The sequence below is a fragment of the Streptomyces sp. NBC_00102 genome (assembly GCF_026343115.1).
Classification (GTDB): Bacteria; Actinomycetota; Actinomycetes; order Streptomycetales; family Streptomycetaceae; genus Streptomyces.
The window spans coordinates 1,068,535-1,085,549 of record NZ_JAPEMC010000001.1 but is presented as its reverse complement, the minus strand read 5'-3'; the positions used below and the strand labels follow the sequence as shown (position 1 = coordinate 1,085,549).

Sequence of the window (17,015 nt, the reverse complement as noted above, 5' to 3'; positions counted from 1 at the left end):
ATGGCAACGCTTGAAATCCGCGACCTGCACGTCACCGTCGAGGCCGACAACGCCACGAAGGAGATCCTCAAGGGCGTCGACCTGACCGTGAAGCAGGGCGAGACCCACGCCATCATGGGCCCCAACGGGTCCGGCAAGTCCACCCTGGCGTACTCGCTCGCCGGTCACCCCAAGTACACGATCACGAGCGGCACCGTCACCCTCGACGGCGAGGACGTCCTCGAGATGTCCGTCGACGAGCGCGCCCGCGCCGGCCTGTTCCTCGCCATGCAGTACCCGGTCGAGATCCCCGGTGTCTCGGTCTCCAACTTCCTGCGCACCTCCGCCACCGCCGTCCGCGGCGAGGCCCCCAAGCTGCGTACGTGGGTCAAGGAGGTCAAGGAGACGATGGCCGGGCTCCAGATGGACCCGGCGTTCGCCGAGCGCAACGTCAACGAGGGCTTCTCCGGCGGTGAGAAGAAGCGCCACGAGATCCTCCAGCTGGAGCTCCTCAAGCCGAAGGTCGCCATCCTCGACGAGACCGACTCCGGCCTCGACGTCGACGCCCTGCGCGTCGTCTCCGAGGGCGTCAACCGGGTCCGCGAGACCGGTGAGGTCGGCACCCTGCTGATCACCCACTACACGCGGATCCTCCGCTACATCAAGCCCGACTTCGTGCACGTCTTCGCCAACGGCCGCATCGCCGAGTCCGGCGGCGCCGAGCTGGCCGACAAGCTGGAGAACGAGGGCTACGAGGCGTACGTGAAGGGTGGCGCTTCCGCGTGACTGACGCCCGCAAGGGACTGACCGGCCTCCTCGACACCGAGGCGATCCGCAAGGACTTCCCCATCCTGGGCCGCACGGTCCACGACGGCAAGAAGATCGTGTACCTGGACAGCGCGGCGACCTCGCAGAAGCCGCGCCAGGTCCTCGACGCTCTCAGCGAGTACTACGAGCGGCACAACGCCAACGTCCACCGCGGTGTGTACACCATCGCCGAGGAGGCCACCGCGCTGTACGAAGGCGCCCGCGACAAGGTCGCCGCCTTCATCAACGCGCCGAGCCGCGACGAGGTCATCTTCACGAAGAACGCCTCGGAGTCGCTCAACCTCGTCGCGAACATGCTCGGCTGGGCGGACGAGCCCTACCGGGTCGACCGCGACACCGAGATCGTCACCACCGAGATGGAGCACCACTCCAACATCGTCCCGTGGCAGCTGCTCGCGCAGCGCACCGGAGCGAAGCTGAAGTGGTTCGGCATCACGGACGACGGCCGGCTCGACCTGTCCAACATCGACGAGATCATCACCGAGAAGACGAAGATCGTCACCTTCACGCTGGTCTCGAACATCCTGGGCACGATCAACCCGGTCGAGCAGATCATCCGCCGCGCCCAGCAGGTCGGCGCGCTGGTCTGCATCGACGCCTCGCAGGCCGCCCCGCACATGGTGCTGGACGTGCAGGCGCTGCAGGCCGACTTCGTGGCCTTCACCGGTCACAAGATGGTCGGCCCGACCGGCATCGGCGTCCTGTGGGGACGGCAGGAGCTCCTGGAGGACCTGCCGCCGTTCCTCGGCGGAGGCGAGATGATCGAGACCGTGTCGATGCACTCGTCGACGTACGCCCCGGCACCGCACAAGTTCGAGGCGGGTACGCCCCCGATCGCGCAGGCCGTCGGCCTCGGCGCGGCCGTGGACTACCTCTCGGCCATCGGCATGGAGAAGATCCACCGCCACGAGCAGGCGATCACCGAATACGCGGTGGCGCGGCTCCTGGAGGTGCCGGACCTGCGGATCATCGGCCCGACCACGGCCGAGAACCGCGGCGCCACGATCTCCTTCACGCTCGGCGACATCCACCCGCACGACGTGGGCCAGGTGCTCGACGAACAGGGCATCGCGGTCCGGGTGGGCCACCACTGCGCACGGCCGGTCTGCCTGCGGTACGGAATTCCCGCGACCACGCGGGCGTCGTTCTATCTGTACTCCACGCCCGCCGAGGTCGACGCCCTGGTGGACGGTCTGGAGCACGTACGGAACTTTTTCGGTTGATGCTGAGGGCTGACGGGTGAAGCTGGATTCGATGTACCAGGAAGTGATCCTGGACCACTACAAGCACCCCCACGGGCGCGGCCTGCGGGACGGCGACGCCGAGGTGCATCACGTCAACCCGACGTGCGGCGACGAGATCACGCTCCGCGTGCGGTACGAGGGCGACACCCTCGCCGACGTCAGCTACGAGGGGCAGGGCTGCTCGATCAGCCAGGCCAGTGCCTCGGTGCTGAACGATCTGCTCGTCGGCAAGGAGCTGGACCAGGCGCGGAAGATCCAGGACGCGTTCCTGGAGCTGATGCAGTCCAAGGGCCAGCTGGAGCCCGACGACGCGATGGAGGAGGTACTGGAGGACGCGGTCGCGTTCGCCGGTGTCTCCAAGTACCCGGCTCGCGTCAAGTGCGCGCTGCTGAGCTGGATGGCGTGGAAGGACGCGACGGCCAAGGCGCTGTCCGAAGGGAAGACCTCATGAGCGAGAACGAGACTGTGGCACTGAAGCCGGCCTCCGAGGAGGAGGTCCGCGAGGCGTTGTACGACGTCGTCGACCCCGAGCTGGGCATCGACGTCGTCAACCTGGGCCTGATCTACGGCATCCACATCGACGACGCCAACATCGCCACCCTCGACATGACGCTGACGTCCGCGGCCTGCCCGCTGACCGACGTCATCGAGGACCAGGCGAAGTCCGCGACCGACGGCATCGTCAGCGAACTCCGGATCAACTGGGTCTGGATGCCGCCGTGGGGCCCGGACAAGATCACCGACGACGGACGCGAGCAGCTGCGCGCGCTCGGCTTCAACGTCTGAGCGGTCCCGCTCCGCCAAGGACGTCCAGGACGGCCCCCGGTTCCACCACGAGTGGAGCCGGGGGCCGTCCTCGTACCCGTCCGTCGGTGCCCGTTGCCGTCGTCCCCGTTCTGTTCGTCCGCCGTACCGCAGATGTCTGCCCCTCGTTGGCGCCGGGACCGCACCCTGATCGTCGTGGACGACCACGCCGACGAGAGGTACGCAGTGACGCACCGGACTTCACTCCAGCACCGCCGGACCCCCCACCAGCGCAAGGCCGCAGCCGCGGCTGCCGGAATGCTCGCGCTGGGCGCCCTCGGGATCACCGCCCCCGCGCACGCCGTGTCCTACGGGACGCCGACGCTCGCCTTCTCGGCGACGTACCTCTCCGGCGCGGTCGGCGCGACCGGTGACGCCGACAACACGGTCACCGTGACCGTCGCGCAGAGCGGAGCGGACGCGTCGGCCCTCACCGTCGCCGCCTCCGCCAGCTCCAAGACCTCGGTCGCCGCGACCTCCGACGTGACCGTGACCGGCACCGGCGCGACCCGCCGGATCTCCGTCGCCGCCCACGCCCGCGGCTACACCGACCTCACCATCAAGGTCACCGGCCTCGGCGGCAAGACGGCCACGAAGAAGCTGTACTTCGCCGCCTCGGCCGCCGTGCAGAACGCCGCCGACACCCGCTACCTCACCGGTTCCTCGGACGCCTCGGCCGCCGTCGACGTCGGCGACGGCTACGCCGTCGTCGCGGACGACGAGACGAACGTCCTGCGCCTCTACAACCTCGCGGTGTCCGGCGCACCCGTGAAGACCTGGGACGTCGCGTCCAAGCTCGGGGTCTCGAAGGAGATCGACATCGAGGGCGCGGCCCGGGTCGGCAACACCATCTACTGGACCGGCTCGCTCGGCAACAACAAGGACGGCGAGTACAAGGCCGACCGCAACACCGTCTTCACCACGACCGTCTCCGGCTCGGGCGCCTCCACCGCGCTCACCGTCGGCACCTCGTACAAGAAGCTCCGCGACGACCTCGTCGCCTGGGACGAGTCGAACGGCGACCGGTACGGCTTCGCGGCCGGCACCGAGGACGGCCAAGTACCCAAGCAGATCGACGGGTTCAACGTGGAGGGCCTGGAGTTCGCCCCCGGCTCCACCACCACCGCGTACATCGGCTTCCGCGCGCCCCTCGTCCCGCCGAAGTCGGGCGGCAAGGGCCTGATCGTGCCGGTGACCAACTTCGACAAGGTCGTCGGCAGCGGCGCCAAGGCGGTCTTCGGCACGCCGATCGAGCTGGACCTCGGCGGCCTCGCGATCCGCGACATCCGCAAGAACGCGTCCAACCAGTACCTCATCGTGGCCGGTTCCTGGGAGGCGGACGACAACTCCGACCCGTACGCCCTCTACAGCTGGGACGGCGTCGCCGGCCACGCCCCCGTCAAGCGCACCGACCTGCCCACCACCGACCCGGGCGGCTGGGAGGCCGTCGTCTCCGTGCCGGACCTGACGGTCGCGGGCACCCGCGCGCAGCTGATCACCGACGCGGGGGCGGCCGACCTCTACGGGGACGGCACGGAGGCGAAGGACCTGGACCACGCCGAGTTCAAGAAGTCCCGGGCGACCTGGTTCACCGTCGGCGGCTGACCGGACCCGGGGGACGAGCGGCCCCTGGACGAGCGGTCCCCGGACGAACGGCCCCTGGCGGGTCGGGGGCCGTTCATCCAGGGATCATCCGCCCGCCCGGTTGGCTCCTTGCCGGGCGGGCATCCTTACGCCCGGCGTGCCGCAGGGGCACCCGCGAGGACGAGGGCGGGCGAATGACACCGATCAGCCGTAGGGGCTTCGTGGGGCTCGGTGCCTCCGTGGCGGCCGGCCTGACGCTGGGCGCGGGATCGCGTCCCGCCGAGGCCGAGGGCGCGGCCGGCACCACCGCGACGGGCACCATCACGGACGTGCGCCACGTGGTGATCCTGATGCAGGAGAACCGCAGCTTCGACCACTACTTCGGACGGCTGAAGGGCGTACGGGGCTTCGACGACCGCGGCACCGTCACCCTGGCGGGCGACCGCTCGGTCTTCGACCAGCCCAACGGCACGGGCCGCCAGTTCCCCTGGAAGCTGAGCGCGACGCCGGCCGCGGGCGGCCAGGACGGCGAGACCCTCGCCCAGTGCAACGGCGACCTGCCGCACTCCTGGTCCTCCCAGCACTCCGCGTGGAACAAGGGCCGCCTGGACAACTGGGTGTCGGGCGTCGGCAGTGTCCGCTCGCTCGGCTACCTCGACCGCTCGGACCTCCCCTTCCACTACGCGCTCGCCGACGCCTACACGGTCTGCGACGCCTACTTCTGCTCCACCCTCAGCGCCACCGGCCCGAACCGCACCTACCTGTGGAGCGGCAAGGTCGACGCGGCCAGCTACGACGGCGGCGACGAGTCCGGTCTGACGTGGCAGAACTACGCGCAGGCGCTCCAGGCGGCCGGAGTGAGCTGGAAGGTCTACCAGAACGCCCAGGACAACTACGGGGACAACGGCTGCGCCTACTTCAAGGCCTTCGCGGGCGCCAAGGCCGGCGACCCGCTGTACGACCGGGGCATGTCCTCCGTCCCGAAGGTGACCGGGTCCACCCCGGACGACATCGCCGCGGCCATCAAGGCGGACGTCCTCGCCGGGACCTTGCCGCAGGTCTCCTGGGTGGTCCCGAACCAAGCGTTCTCCGAACACCCCTACGCCCCGCCCGGCGACGGTGCCCACTTCGTCGACCTCGTCTACCGGGCCCTCGCGGCGGACCCGGACGTCTTCGATTCCACCGTCCTGTTCCTTAACTACGACGAGAACGACGGCTTCTTCGACCACGTGCCGCCTCCCGCCCCGCCCGCCGGGACCCCCGGCGAGTTCCTGAACGGTGTGCCGTACGGCTTCGGCTTCCGCGTCCCGATGACCGTCGTCTCTCCCTGGACCCGCGGCGGCTGGGTCTCCTCGGAGGTCTTCGAGCACACCTCGGTGCTGCGCTTCCTGGAGACCTGGACGACCGCCCTCGGCACGCCCGCCACCTGCCCCAACATCAGCGAATGGCGGCGCAAGGTGAGCGGGGACCTGACAGGCGTCTTCGACTTCGCCCACCCGGTCAAGGGCACGGTGGCGCTGCCCGCGACCGCCGTGATCGGGCTCTCGACGTGCGGGCCGCTGCCCAACCCCGTACCGACGAACAACGCCCTGCCCGTGCAGGAGCCCGGCACCCGTCCGTCCCGGGCCCTGCCGTATCAGCCCAACGGGTACCTGGACCGGCTGGAGTTCGGTGCTTCCGGGAAGATCCTCGCCTGGTTCACGATGGCCAACCAGGGGGCGCCGGCGACCCGGGCGGCCCACTTCTCCATCCACCCCAACGCCTACCGCGACACCACCCCGTGGCAGTACACGGTGGATGCCGGCGGCACCGCCTCGGACTTCTTCAACATCGGCTCCGGATACGGCGGCGGCGCGTACGACCTCACCATGACCGGCCCCAACCGCTTCCTGCGCCGCTTCCGGGGCGACGCAACCAAGGCGGGCAAGACGGCGGAGGTCCGCACCCGGTACGCCACGGAGGCCGGCACGGGCAAGCTCGCCCTCTGGTTCGCGATGGTCAACTCCGGCTCCGCGGCGGTGAAGTTCACCATCACGTCCACCCACTACCGCGGCGATGGTCCGTGGACCTACACCGTCGCCGCCGGTTCCACCACGGAGGACTTCTTCAACGTGGTCGCGCTCACGAACGGCTGGTACGACTTCACCGTCACGGTCGACTCCGACACCACCTGGTCGCGCAGGTTCACCGGACGTCTGGAGACCGGCGGGCCGGGGGTCAGCGGCTGACGCCGCCCGGCCCCGCCGGAGCGGCGCCGTCGCCCGGTGGCGGCCGGCGCGGTCTGACAGAGTGGCGGCCATGGCCTCTTCTTGGTACACGCTGGTCGTGGACGCCCACGACATGTCGTCGCTCGCCCGTTTCTGGTGCCAGGTGCTGGACTGGAAGGTCGTCTACGAGGACGCGGACGAGGTGACGATCGGGGCGAACGCGGAAGCGCTCCCGGGGCTTTGCTTCGTCTCCGTGCCCGAACGCAAGACGGCCAAGAACCGTCTGCACATCGACCTCAGCCCCGACGACCAGGCGGCAGAGGTCGAGCGGATTCTCGCGCTCGGCGCCACGAGGGCGGACGTCGGGCAGGGCGGTGACGTCAGTTGGGTGGTGCTGGCTGATCCGGAGGGCAACGAGTTCTGCGTGCTGCGGCCGAAGAAGACACTCCAAGACTGAGGGGTTCGCCTCAGCTTGTCTTTTACCCCGCTGCGTGCAGTGGTCCGAGGCCAGAGTGTCAGTGCCCGGTGATACCTGTAGGGCGTGGAGGATGCGATTTCGGGTGCGATAGCCGTCCTGCGTGAAGCCTTTCCGGCAGAGGTCCGTCACTGTCCTTTGGACAGGGAAGAGCTTGGGGTGTGGGAGCGCAGGCACGGGGTGGTGTTGCCGGAGCCGTATCGCACTTTCGTGACTGAGATCGCGAACGGTACCGACGATGGTCCGCCTGACGAAGGTGGCCTGCTGCCACTGGGAGAGAAACCGGACAGCTGGGCCGTCTGGGAAGCGGACTGCTGGATGAGCCCGGAGCCGTTCGATGGCGCTGCCCTGCGCGTGCCCGGCCAGCCCTTCCCTCTTGAGGAGGAGTGGCAGTGGGAGTACGACTACTACGACCACACCCGCCACTCGTCTCTGTTGCACCAGACCTACCAGCACGGCTCCGTGCTGCTGGGCAGCGACAGACCCGGTGAGTACTGGACGCTAGCGGTGACCGGGCCGCAACGCGGCCGGGTGTGGTGGCTCAGAGACGGATGCGCCGCACCCTATGTCGACCGCCCGTCCGATCAGCCGGGGGGCGATTTCCTGCACTGGGTGAGGGACTGGCATGTCGGACAGGGCTGGTGGCGGGCCGAGTAGCGCTTCCACACCCAGGTCGCGGACTCGACCGCTCGAACGCTCCCTTGAACTTGATCGCAAAATCGGATCTGCGCGACAGCGCGGCGGCCGTCGCTTGATGCTGAACTCCGGCGCAGAGACGCAGGACAGGCGAAGGCTGCGGGGTAGGTTTGGGCCCCCGACGTGCGAGGCGTCCGTCGACAACGCTCGCGGAAATGCTCACAGGGACGGACGCGGATGCGGATGATCTTCGCTGAGCCTCACGCGCGAAGATCGTTATTACCCGGCAGCGACAGACCGCAAGCGATCGATTGTCCAACGCCTTCGCGGGCGGTGTAGTGGCCGTCCACGCGGATCGAGCGGATGCCGCTGACGTGGCGCCCGCCGCAGCGGTCCTGCGGCAGGACCAGTTGCGGGCCGGTGCGGTGCAGGGGAGCGCCGTCGATGCCCACTGCCGGCAGCACCGGCGCGCCGGCGAAGTCCGGGTCGATCTCGGCCCAGGTCAGCAGCGTGCGGTGGCCGTCCGCGCCCGTCACGGCGATCAGGAAGCGCAGCCGGTCCTTCCGGCGCACCGGGTCGAAACCGGGGCGGGCGTCGCGCAGTACGTCGTGGAGCAGCGGGCCCTCGAAGCCGTGGTGCCGCACGCCGCTGGTCGCGCACTCGAAGCTGACCCGTGTGCGGTGCTGCGGCCAGGCGAGAAGGTCCCGCACGGTCAGCCGGGCCGGCACGCCGAGGTCGCCGGTCAGCGCGAACTCCGCAGGACGGGTGGGCTGTTCGGTCAGGGGCTGACTCACGGGCTACCACCTCCCGGATGACGGTACCCGGAAGGTGGTGCCACGCAAACGCGGATGCCTGCCCCATCGGGGATCTTGCCCGGCTGATGCGGTGCGATCCGGCCGTGTTGCCTGGCATCTGCGGTTTCCTGCCTGAGGCTGTACGGTCCCGGTGCAGCCGGGCCCCGGGAGCCGCCGGGCGGGGGGTCAGGGCGCGGAGTCACCGTCCTGATCGGGACCGGGACCGGGTTGCGGGCCGGGGTAGCCGTACGGGGGAGGCGGCGCCTGGTAGCCGTACGGCGGGGGAGGCGGCTGGTATCCGTACGGCGGGGGAGCGTAGGCGGGGGGCATGGGCAGGCCTGCCGCGGCGGCGAGGTCCTGGGCCAGATTCTCCGTACGGATGCGGCGGTCCACGTAGAGCATCCCCAGCAGCAGCGGCGGGAAGGTGCCCACGAAGATCTGGCCGACCAGCTGACCGGCCATCATGATCGCGGCGGCGCCACCCAGGGCGACCAGGACGGCGGAGACGCTCGGGTCGTCGCCGAGGTCCCCGGTGGTCATCGCCGAGGAGAACACCCCGGCGAACGAGAACGGTATCTGGACGACGTACGAGGCCGCACCGGCCATCGCGAAGCCCAGCAGCGACATGCCGAAGATCCGCCACCAGCTGCCGCGGACGAGAGTGGACGAGCGGCGCATGGCGGCGATCGGTCCCTGTCCTTCCAGCACCACCGCCGTCGGGGCCAGCGAGAACTTCACCCAGAGCCAGACCGCCAGCGGTCCGGTCGGGAGCAGCAACAGGACGGAGACCCCCAGCCACGCGGCGGCGCTGCCCGGGTCCTCGCCCGTGAGCGCGAGTGCGACCGTGGCCCCTTCGGCGAGCAGGATCAGGGCGACGGGAATCACCGCGATCAGCCCGTTCAGGAGGATGGTGCCCAGCATGGCGGGAAGCCTGGACCAGGCCGTCCGCCGGACCGAGCGGAAGGTCACCGGGCGCCCCAGCACGGCTCCTTGGAGCACCGTGGGAACCGCCGCCTGCACCAGGGCGTAGGCCACGACGGCCACCACCATCCCGATCAGCGCCGCGAGTCCGAGCGCCACCAGAACCGAGGAGATGTCGTCCCAGTCCACGTCCGCGTCCGAGGAGTGGCTCCTGATGCGGTCCAGGTTGTCGTGGACGGCCGAGAAGGCGACGAGGAGGGCGGCCACCAGCGTGGCGGCCGCCGCCGCGTAGACCGTGGCGGCGAAGCCGAACAGCGGCTTCCAGTAGCGGCCCATCGCGGAGAAGGTGCCATTGAAGATGTCCGATATGCGTAGAGGCGCCAGCGGTATCACCCCGGGCTCCGGTGGCGGTGGCATCCGCCGGCCGCCCCAGCCCTGGTGAGCTCCCCCGCCGTACGGCGCGCCCCCCGGCGCCCCGCCGCCCCACCCCGCGTCCTGCGTCACTGTCTCTCCATGAAGTTGTCGGACCGATCGGCCGGTGAGGCCGATGCGGCACACCGTAGTCCCCGCACCTGCTGCCGGTCTGCGCGCGGTGCGTAAAAGCGGGGTGCGTAAAAGCGGGGTGTACGAGTGGGGCGTGAAGCGGGGGGCGGGGCCGGGGCGCGACCGGCCGGTCCCTGAGACCGGTTGGCCCGGGCGGGACCCGGACGGTTAGGTTTCGGTCATGACCGACACGACTTCCCAGGGCTCGTCCCGCACCACCGGCGCCGTCGCCGCCGGCCTCGCCACCATCGCCGGGAACGGCACCGTCCTCGACACGTGGTACCCCGCCCCCGAGCTGGCCGCCGAGCCCGGCCCGGCCGGCACTCAGCGGCTCACCGCCGACGAGGCCGTGAACCTCCTCGGCGAAGGCGCCGCGAAGGCCGTCGGCGTGGACGCCCGTCGCGGAGTCGAGGTCGTCGCCGTCCGCACGGTCATCTCCTCGCTGGACGACAAGCCGCTGGACGCGCACGACGCCTACCTGCGCCTGCACCTCCTCTCGCACCGGCTCGTCCAGCCGCACGGCCAGAACCTGGACGGCGTTTTCGGTCTCCTCGCCAACGTCGCCTGGACCTCGCTCGGTCCGGTCGCCGTGGACGACCTGGACAAGGTGCGGCTGAACGCCCGCGCGGAGGGCCTGCACCTCCAGGTCACCTCGGTCGACAAGTTCCCGAGGATGACGGACTACGTCGCGCCCAAGGGTGTCCGCATCGCCGACGCCGACCGGGTCCGCCTCGGCGCGCACCTGGCCTCCGGTACGACCGTCATGCACGAGGGCTTCGTCAACTTCAACGCCGGCACGCTCGGCACGTCGATGGTCGAGGGCCGCATCTCCGCGGGCGTCGTCATCGGCGACGGCTCGGACATCGGCGGCGGCGCCTCCACCATGGGCACCCTCTCCGGCGGCGGCAAGGAGCGCATCGTGATCGGTGAGCGCTGCCTCATCGGTGCGGAGGCGGGCATCGGCATCGCGCTCGGCGACGAGTGCGTCGTCGAAGCGGGTCTGTACGTCACCGCCGGTACCCGCGTCACGATGCCCGACGGCCAGGTCGTCAAGGCCCGCGACCTCTCGGGCGCCTCGAATATCCTCTTCCGCCGCAACTCCGTCACGGGCGCCGTCGAGGCCCGCCCGAACAACGCGGTCTGGGACGGACTGAACGACATCCTGCACGCGCACAACTGAACACGTCGCGCACGTGCCCGACCGGGCGCACGGAACGGCCCCCGTCTTCTCCGGGGGCCGTTCCGCGTCCAGGGGTGCGCGGGCCACCGGGCCGACGCGACAGGGGAGCGCGGAGCGCGGAGAGTGGAAGGGGTCACCTGTCCGACCGCTCGAAAGGGGAACCACCGTGCGGGCGCTCACCTACCACGGAAAGCGGGACGTCAGGGTGGAGACGGTTCCCGATCCTCCGATCGAGAAGCCGGACGACGTGATCGTGCGCGTCACCTCGACGGGCATATGCGGCTCCGACCTCCACCTCTACGAGGTCCTCGGCCCCTATCTCGACCCGGGCGACATCCTCGGCCACGAACCGATGGGGATCGTGGAGGAGACCGGCCCCGAGGTCACCTCGGTGGCGAAGGGCGACCGGGTGGTCATCCCGTTCAACATCTGCTGCGGCCAATGCTTCATGTGCCGGCAGGGCCTGCACTCCCAGTGCGAGACCACCCAGGTGCGCTCCCGGGGCATGGGAGCGGCACTCTTCGGATACACCAAGCTGTACGGCCAAGTCCCCGGCGGCCAAGCCCAGTTCCTCCGCGTTCCGTTCGGGAACAGCCTGCCCGTCAAAGTGCCGGCCGGGCCACCGGACGACCGGTTCGTCTACCTCTCCGACGTACTGCCCACCGCCTGGCAGGCGGTCGAGTACGCGGCGATTCCGCCCGGCGGCACGGTCACCGTCCTGGGCCTCGGCCCGATCGGCGCCATGGCGGCCCGCATCGCGCGCCACCGGGGCGCCGGGCTCGTCGTCGGCGTGGACCTGGTGCCCGAACGCCTCGCCCGGGCGAGTACGTACGGCGCCACCTGCCTGGACCTGCGCCGGTACGCCAACGGCCCCGGCGACGCGATCCGCGAGCTCACCCAGGGGCGCGGTACGGACTCCGTCATCGACGCCGTCGGCATGGAGGCGCACGGCGCCCCGACGGCCAAGGCGGCCCACTGGGCGGTCGGGCTGCTCCCGGACGCCGTGGCCGAACGCCTGATGGAGACGGCGGGCATCGACCGGCTGTCGGCGGTGTACGCCGCCGTCGACGTGGTGCGGCGGGGCGGCACGGTCTCGCTCTCCGGCGTCTACGGAGGCGCCGTCGACCCGCTGCCGCTGCTGAAGATGTTCGACAAGCAGATCCAGCTCCGGATGGGCCAGGCGAACGTGTGGCGGTGGGTCGACGACATCCTGCCGCTGCTCACCGAGGCGGACCCACTGGGCGTCGACACCTTCGCGACGCACCACCTGCCGCTGGAACAGGGGCCTCAGGCGTACAGCGCCTTCCAGCAGAAGGCGGACGGCATGATCAAAACGCTGCTGAACCCCTGACCGGGTCCGGCGTGCGGCCGCCCCTCACGAACGCTGGTGCTGCCGCCACTCGATCATGAGGATGGTGGCGTCGTCCGCCCGGCCAAGCCGGGGCGGCTGGGCGACGTCGGTCCCTGCCCGCCGATCGGAGGAGAAGCGGCCCGGCCGCTGCGGGCACGGGACTGCCCCGGGGCCGGGGCCCCGGGGCAGTCGCAGGTGCCGGTCCTGTGCTCCGGCGTCAGCGGTAGGAGTTGACGTATCCGGCGGCCGGCGTGCCGACGCCCGTCACGTCGTCGTACCCCTTGACCGCCTTGAGGGAGGCGTCCTTGCCGAGGCTCCGCAGCGACGTCAGCAGACCGTCCGACGCGTCGGCGCTGTTGGCGAAGTCGACCCGGGCCACCGCGAGGTCGCGGCCCGCGCCCAGCGGGTGGTCGGTGACGTCGTGGTACGCCTTCGAGGAGTACCGGGCGTAGATCCCCGGGTTGGCGAAGCCGATCGGCCGGCCGTGCTGGGCCTGCTGCGCGAGGGCCTGGACACCGGCGATGACCGGGGCCGCCAGGGACGTGCCGCCGATGCGGTACTCGTCGTAGCCGAGCGAGCCGTCGGGCAGCGTCTGGGTCTGGCCGACCAGGAAGCCGGTGTTCGGGTCGGCGACCGCCGCGATGTCCGGTTCGGTACGCATCCGGGTCTTGCCGTTCGCCTGCGCGAGCGCGTCGGGCACGACACCGCGCTGGTAGGACGGCTGCTTCACCGTCGAGCTGGTGCCGCCGCCGGCGCCGGAGGTGTAGGCGCCGGGGAAGTCGGTCCAGCTCTTCCCGTCGTCGGCCAGGCCGGCCTTCAGCGTGCCCCAGCCGGTCTCCCACTGGTACGCGTCACCCTTGCCGACGGCCAGCGAGGTGCCGCCGACCGACGTCACCCACGCGGAGTTGGACGGGACGTCGACCTGCTTGGTGCCGGTGGACGCGACGTTGTCGCCCGCGTCGCCGGAGGAGAAGTAGAAGCCGATGCCCTCGACCGCACCCAGCTTGAACACCTGGTCGTACGCGGCCGCGACGTCCGGGGTCTCGTTGGCCTCGACGTCGCCCCAGGAGTTGGAGACGATGTCGGCGAGCCGGTGGTCGACGACCTTGTTGAGCGAGTCCAGCAGGTCGGCGTCGTAGCAGGAGGCGCCACCCACGTACACGATGTCCGCGGCGGGCGCGACGGCGTGCACGGCCTCGACGTCGAGGGTCTCCTCGCCGTACCAGCCGGACGCCCCGCACTCCTCGGTCGCCGTGTAGTCGGCCGGCAGCACCTGGCGGAGCTGGCCCTTCGCGTACGGGGCGTCGCCGTTGCGCTTGGCGTACTCGGCGGCGTCCTTCGCGATGGTCGGCGAGGCGTACGCGTCGGTGATGGCGACGGTCACGCCCTTGCCGGAGAAGCTGCCCGCACCGTACGCGGAGCGCAGCTGCTTGCCGGTGTAGCCCTTGACCGCGTACGGCACCTTCGACCCGTACGCGCTCGGCAGCGACGAGGCGGTGTTCGAGCCGTAGTACGTGGAGAAGGGGCCCGCGTTGCGGAAGACCGCGTCCGGCGGCGGCAGCACCTCGTCCTGGCTCGACTTGTGCGGCGCGTTGTCCAGACCGGACACCGCCAGCACCGCCCTGCCCAGCCCGGCGGGCACGGAGGCCGTCGCGGACGGGGCACGGTAGGTCCGGCTGCCCTTGCGGTAGTTGTGCAGCTGCGTGCTGAACGTCTTCTCGGCCGCGGCGACGTCACCGGTGGCGGAGACGTAGTGCTGGTTCGCGCCGGTGACGGTCAAGCCGTTCGACGTCAGCCAGTGGCTGACCTCGTCGATCTGCTGCTGGGTCGCTCCGAACCGGGCCTGCGCCTGCTCGGCGCTCAGGTACTTCCCGTACGAGGAGGACTGCGGGTCGGACACGGCTGCGGCGTAGGCGGCCAGCCCGGCCGCGTCCCGCCCGGCGAGGTGGACCCGGACGCTCACCTTGCCGCTGTCGGCCGTGGCACCCTGGTCCGCCTGGGCGGTCGCCCAGGCCGGCTTGGTGCCCTGGAGCGCGTCGCGCCCACCCGGGGCGGAGTCCGCGCTGGCGGACGGTATGCCCAGGGCGAGTGCGCCGGCGAGCAGCGGCAGAGTTGCTGCCATGCTCAGTCCGGCGCGGCTTCTGGCGCGGCTGATTCTCATGTAACCCCCTGCGATATGGGTGTTCGCGTGCGGAGCATGTGCTGGATGCTGTGCACATGTAGTCCGTCACTCTTGCGAGGAACCCTTCATGTAAGGGGCATGCATTCGCCAAGAAACTGTCAAGAGGAGTGCGGGGGCGGGGAGTTCGTGCAGGGAAGAGTGGAATGTGCGGGCGCGCGCGGGCGTGCGTCCCGCATGTGCTCGCCGGCTCGCCGGGTCACCCGGCGAGAAGCTCCTCATGTGCCCTTCGCAGCTCCTCGGCCGCCTCGCGGCCCGCGGGGCAAAGCGGTTCACGGACCGGGCCGAGGTCCAGCAGTGCCTTGGCCGTGACCGTTCCGGGCAGCCCGGACGCCATCATCAGCCCGGTCAGCCGGGCGTTGCGGGCGTTGAGCCGGGCGGCCTCCCCGGTGCGGCCGGCGTCGAAGGCGTCGAGCGGCGCGCGCACGTGGCGGGGCGCGACGTTGGCCACCGTGCTCACGTACCCGGCCCCGCCGACCGCGTACAGGGGCAGGTTGAGCTCCTCGCAGCCGGAGTAGTACGCGAGCCCCGTGCGGGAGAGCACCCTGGTCGTGCCGAGCATGTCGTACGCGCAGTCCTTCACGGCCACGACGCGGGGGTGCTCCGCGAGCCTCAGCAGGGTCTCCGGCTCGATCCGGGTGCCGGTACGCCCGGGGATGTCGTACAGCATCAGCGGCAGCCCGGTCGCCTCCGCGACGCGCAGGAAGTGCGCCTCCACGGCCTCCTGCGGGGGGCGGCTGTAGTACGGAGTCACCACCAGCAGCCCGTCCGCCCCCGCCTTCTCGGCCTCGCGTGCCAGCTCCACGGTGTGCCGGGTGTCGGCGCTGCCCACGCCCGCCAGGACGGGCACCCCGTCCCCCACCGCTTCCCGTACGGCCCGTACCAGCGCCGCCTTCTCGGCGTCCGAGGTGGTCGGCGACTCCCCGGTGGTGCCGCTGAGGACGAGGCCGTCGCAGCCCTCGCGCACCAGAGTGACGGCGTGCGCGCCGGCGGCGTCCGGATCGAGGGCGCCGGAAGCGTTGAACGGGGTGACCATCGCGCAGAGCGCGCGGCCGAAGGGGCGGGGGCGAGCGAGGTCCGTCGTCGAGTCCAACGTCGTGTCCGTCGTCATGGAGGCAGTCTCGGCAGGTCCGCCCACCCGGTCCAGCAAGTTCTGCTTGCCCCGAGGATGTAGCGGAGCTGAACGATGGCGGAAGCCGGGTGCGAGGTGTCGTCCACCGGCCGAACCGTCCGGGGCGCACCGGCGTCTCACCTGATCCGGAAGGATCGCGTCGGAGTGGCCGGAGTGGCCGGAGTGGCCGGAGTGGCCGGAGCGCCGGAGTGTCACGTCGCGGCAGGGCGTCAAGGGGAGCGGATGCGCACACGTGCGGGTGAACGGATACGGCGGGGGAGCGGGGCCGCGGCACTGCTCGGGGTGGGGGCGCTGGTCCTGACCGGCTGCGCGGGGGCCTTCGTGCCGGCGGGGGAGGGGGAGCCCGCGACGGCGCCGCCCGCCACCCGCGCGCCGGTGTCCTCGGGCGGGCCCGTCGCGGCGGACACCCTCGACCCCTCCGTGCCCGTCCACGGCGACGTCGCGCAGTCCGCGCCCACCCCGACGGTGGCGGCGCAGTCCGCGCCCGCCCCGACGGCGGCGCCGGCCGGCGACTGCCCCGCTTCCGGCGTCCGGGTGGACATGGGGCCGGTCGAGACGGCCATGTTCGCCCGGGCCGTCGTGCTGACCCTCGTCAACTGCGGTACCGAGCCCTACCAGGTCGACGGCTACCCCTCGGTCCGGGTCCTGGACGAGAACGGCGACCGGCTGCCGGTCCCGGTCAACCCGGGCCGCTCGATGTTCGGCGCCGACCTCGGCCCCGAGTCGGTGTCGCTGAGACCCGGCGGGACCATGAAGTCCGTCCTCGCCTGGGTCTCGACCAAGGAGGGCGGCGACCTCATCGAGAGCGACTCGCTGGACCTCGCGGCCGCCCCGGACTCCGGAGCGCTCAACTACCCCTTGGTGGGCCACGACCTCCGGCTCATGGACGAGCTGAACATGACCGCCTGGCGAAAGAAGGTGCCGGGCTGAGGCCGGAGGCGACGGCCCCGCGCACGGGAGCTCCCAGCGCTCCGCCGGGCCCGCTCGTCAACATGTTCCGGGAGGACCCCCCGTACGTGGAAGGGCCGGGAAACGGTACGGGAAAGGGCCCTGGTGCCGCTTCGGCCGAGGTTCGCTCCGGCGTGACGCCCGGTTCGCGCCGTCGCCGCCCGATGCTCTCCTCGACGGGCAAACCTCGACCGACGCGGCACTAGGCTT

General features: G+C 70.9%; 15 protein-coding genes. 11 read left to right on the top strand and 4 right to left on the bottom strand.

All coding sequences use genetic code 11. The features are described 5' to 3' along the window. From sufC to OHA55_RS04850, 8 genes are all read left to right on the top strand, one after another. Complete coding sequence (gene sufC, locus OHA55_RS04885) at positions 1-765, top strand: Fe-S cluster assembly ATPase SufC (RefSeq protein WP_266703126.1); 765 nt, start codon at positions 1-3, stop codon at positions 763-765. After that, positions 762-2,030, top strand: coding sequence for a cysteine desulfurase (locus OHA55_RS04880; protein WP_266703124.1), 1,269 nt, complete (start codon positions 762-764; stop codon positions 2,028-2,030). Before sufC ends, OHA55_RS04880 begins: the two co-directional genes overlap by 4 nt. 16 nt (positions 2,031-2,046) lie before the next feature. Continuing rightward, complete coding sequence (gene sufU, locus OHA55_RS04875) at positions 2,047-2,502, top strand: Fe-S cluster assembly sulfur transfer protein SufU (protein ID WP_323180368.1); 456 nt, start codon at positions 2,047-2,049, stop codon at positions 2,500-2,502. Continuing rightward, on the top strand, positions 2,499-2,837 hold the full coding sequence (locus OHA55_RS04870) for a metal-sulfur cluster assembly factor (protein ID WP_266703120.1): 339 nt from the start codon (positions 2,499-2,501) through the stop codon (positions 2,835-2,837). The genes sufU and OHA55_RS04870 overlap by 4 nt, the downstream gene beginning before the upstream one ends. A gap of 276 nt (positions 2,838-3,113) precedes the next feature. Next, on the top strand, positions 3,114-4,460 hold the full coding sequence (locus tag OHA55_RS04865) for a hypothetical protein (protein ID WP_266710421.1): 1,347 nt from the start codon (positions 3,114-3,116) through the stop codon (positions 4,458-4,460). Between the two features lie 173 nt (positions 4,461-4,633). Then, positions 4,634-6,667 (top strand): phosphocholine-specific phospholipase C, encoded by a 2,034-nt coding sequence (locus OHA55_RS04860; protein WP_266703118.1) that lies wholly within the window; start codon positions 4,634-4,636, stop codon positions 6,665-6,667. Positions 6,668-6,737: 70 nt separating this feature from the next. After that, positions 6,738-7,103 (top strand): VOC family protein, encoded by a 366-nt coding sequence (locus OHA55_RS04855; RefSeq protein ID WP_266703116.1) that lies wholly within the window; start codon positions 6,738-6,740, stop codon positions 7,101-7,103. Positions 7,104-7,187: 84 nt separating this feature from the next. Continuing rightward, a complete protein-coding gene (locus OHA55_RS04850) occupies positions 7,188-7,778 on the top strand; it encodes an SMI1/KNR4 family protein (protein ID WP_266703114.1) in 591 nt (196 codons plus the stop codon). 239 nt (positions 7,779-8,017) lie between these two features. Here the strand turns inward: OHA55_RS04850 and OHA55_RS04845 are convergent, their stop codons facing one another. Further along, positions 8,018-8,551 (bottom strand): molybdopterin-dependent oxidoreductase, encoded by a 534-nt coding sequence (locus OHA55_RS04845; protein WP_266703113.1) that lies wholly within the window; start codon positions 8,549-8,551, stop codon positions 8,018-8,020. 186 nt (positions 8,552-8,737) lie between these two features. Beyond that, entirely contained in the window at positions 8,738-9,808 is a 1,071-nt protein-coding gene (locus OHA55_RS04840) for a hypothetical protein (RefSeq protein ID WP_266703111.1), read from the bottom strand. 388 nt (positions 9,809-10,196) lie between these two features. Here OHA55_RS04840 and dapD point away from each other — a divergent pair, with 388 nt between their 5' ends. Further along, the gene (gene dapD / locus OHA55_RS04835) at positions 10,197-11,195 is read left to right on the top strand and encodes a 2,3,4,5-tetrahydropyridine-2,6-dicarboxylate N-succinyltransferase (protein ID WP_266703109.1); all 999 of its coding nucleotides are present in this window, start codon (positions 10,197-10,199) and stop codon (positions 11,193-11,195) included. Between the two features lie 166 nt (positions 11,196-11,361). After that, positions 11,362-12,546, top strand: a complete 1,185-nt coding sequence (locus OHA55_RS04830; protein WP_266703107.1) for a zinc-dependent alcohol dehydrogenase — start codon at positions 11,362-11,364, stop codon at positions 12,544-12,546. Between the two features lie 217 nt (positions 12,547-12,763). Here the strand turns inward: OHA55_RS04830 and OHA55_RS04825 are convergent, their stop codons facing one another. Further along, positions 12,764-14,707: a protease pro-enzyme activation domain-containing protein gene (locus tag OHA55_RS04825; protein WP_266703105.1), complete on the bottom strand. Its 1,944-nt coding sequence runs from the start codon at positions 14,705-14,707 to the stop codon at positions 12,764-12,766. Positions 14,708-14,924: 217 nt separating this feature from the next. Beyond that, positions 14,925-15,836, bottom strand: a complete 912-nt coding sequence (dapA, locus tag OHA55_RS04820) for a 4-hydroxy-tetrahydrodipicolinate synthase (protein ID WP_266703103.1) — start codon at positions 15,834-15,836, stop codon at positions 14,925-14,927. A 243-nt stretch (positions 15,837-16,079) separates the two neighbouring features. On the opposite strand from dapA, the gene OHA55_RS04815 reads away from it, so the two are divergent. After that, positions 16,080-16,787: a DUF4232 domain-containing protein gene (locus tag OHA55_RS04815; protein WP_266703101.1), complete on the top strand. Its 708-nt coding sequence runs from the start codon at positions 16,080-16,082 to the stop codon at positions 16,785-16,787. The last annotated feature ends 228 nt before the right edge of the window (positions 16,788-17,015 follow it).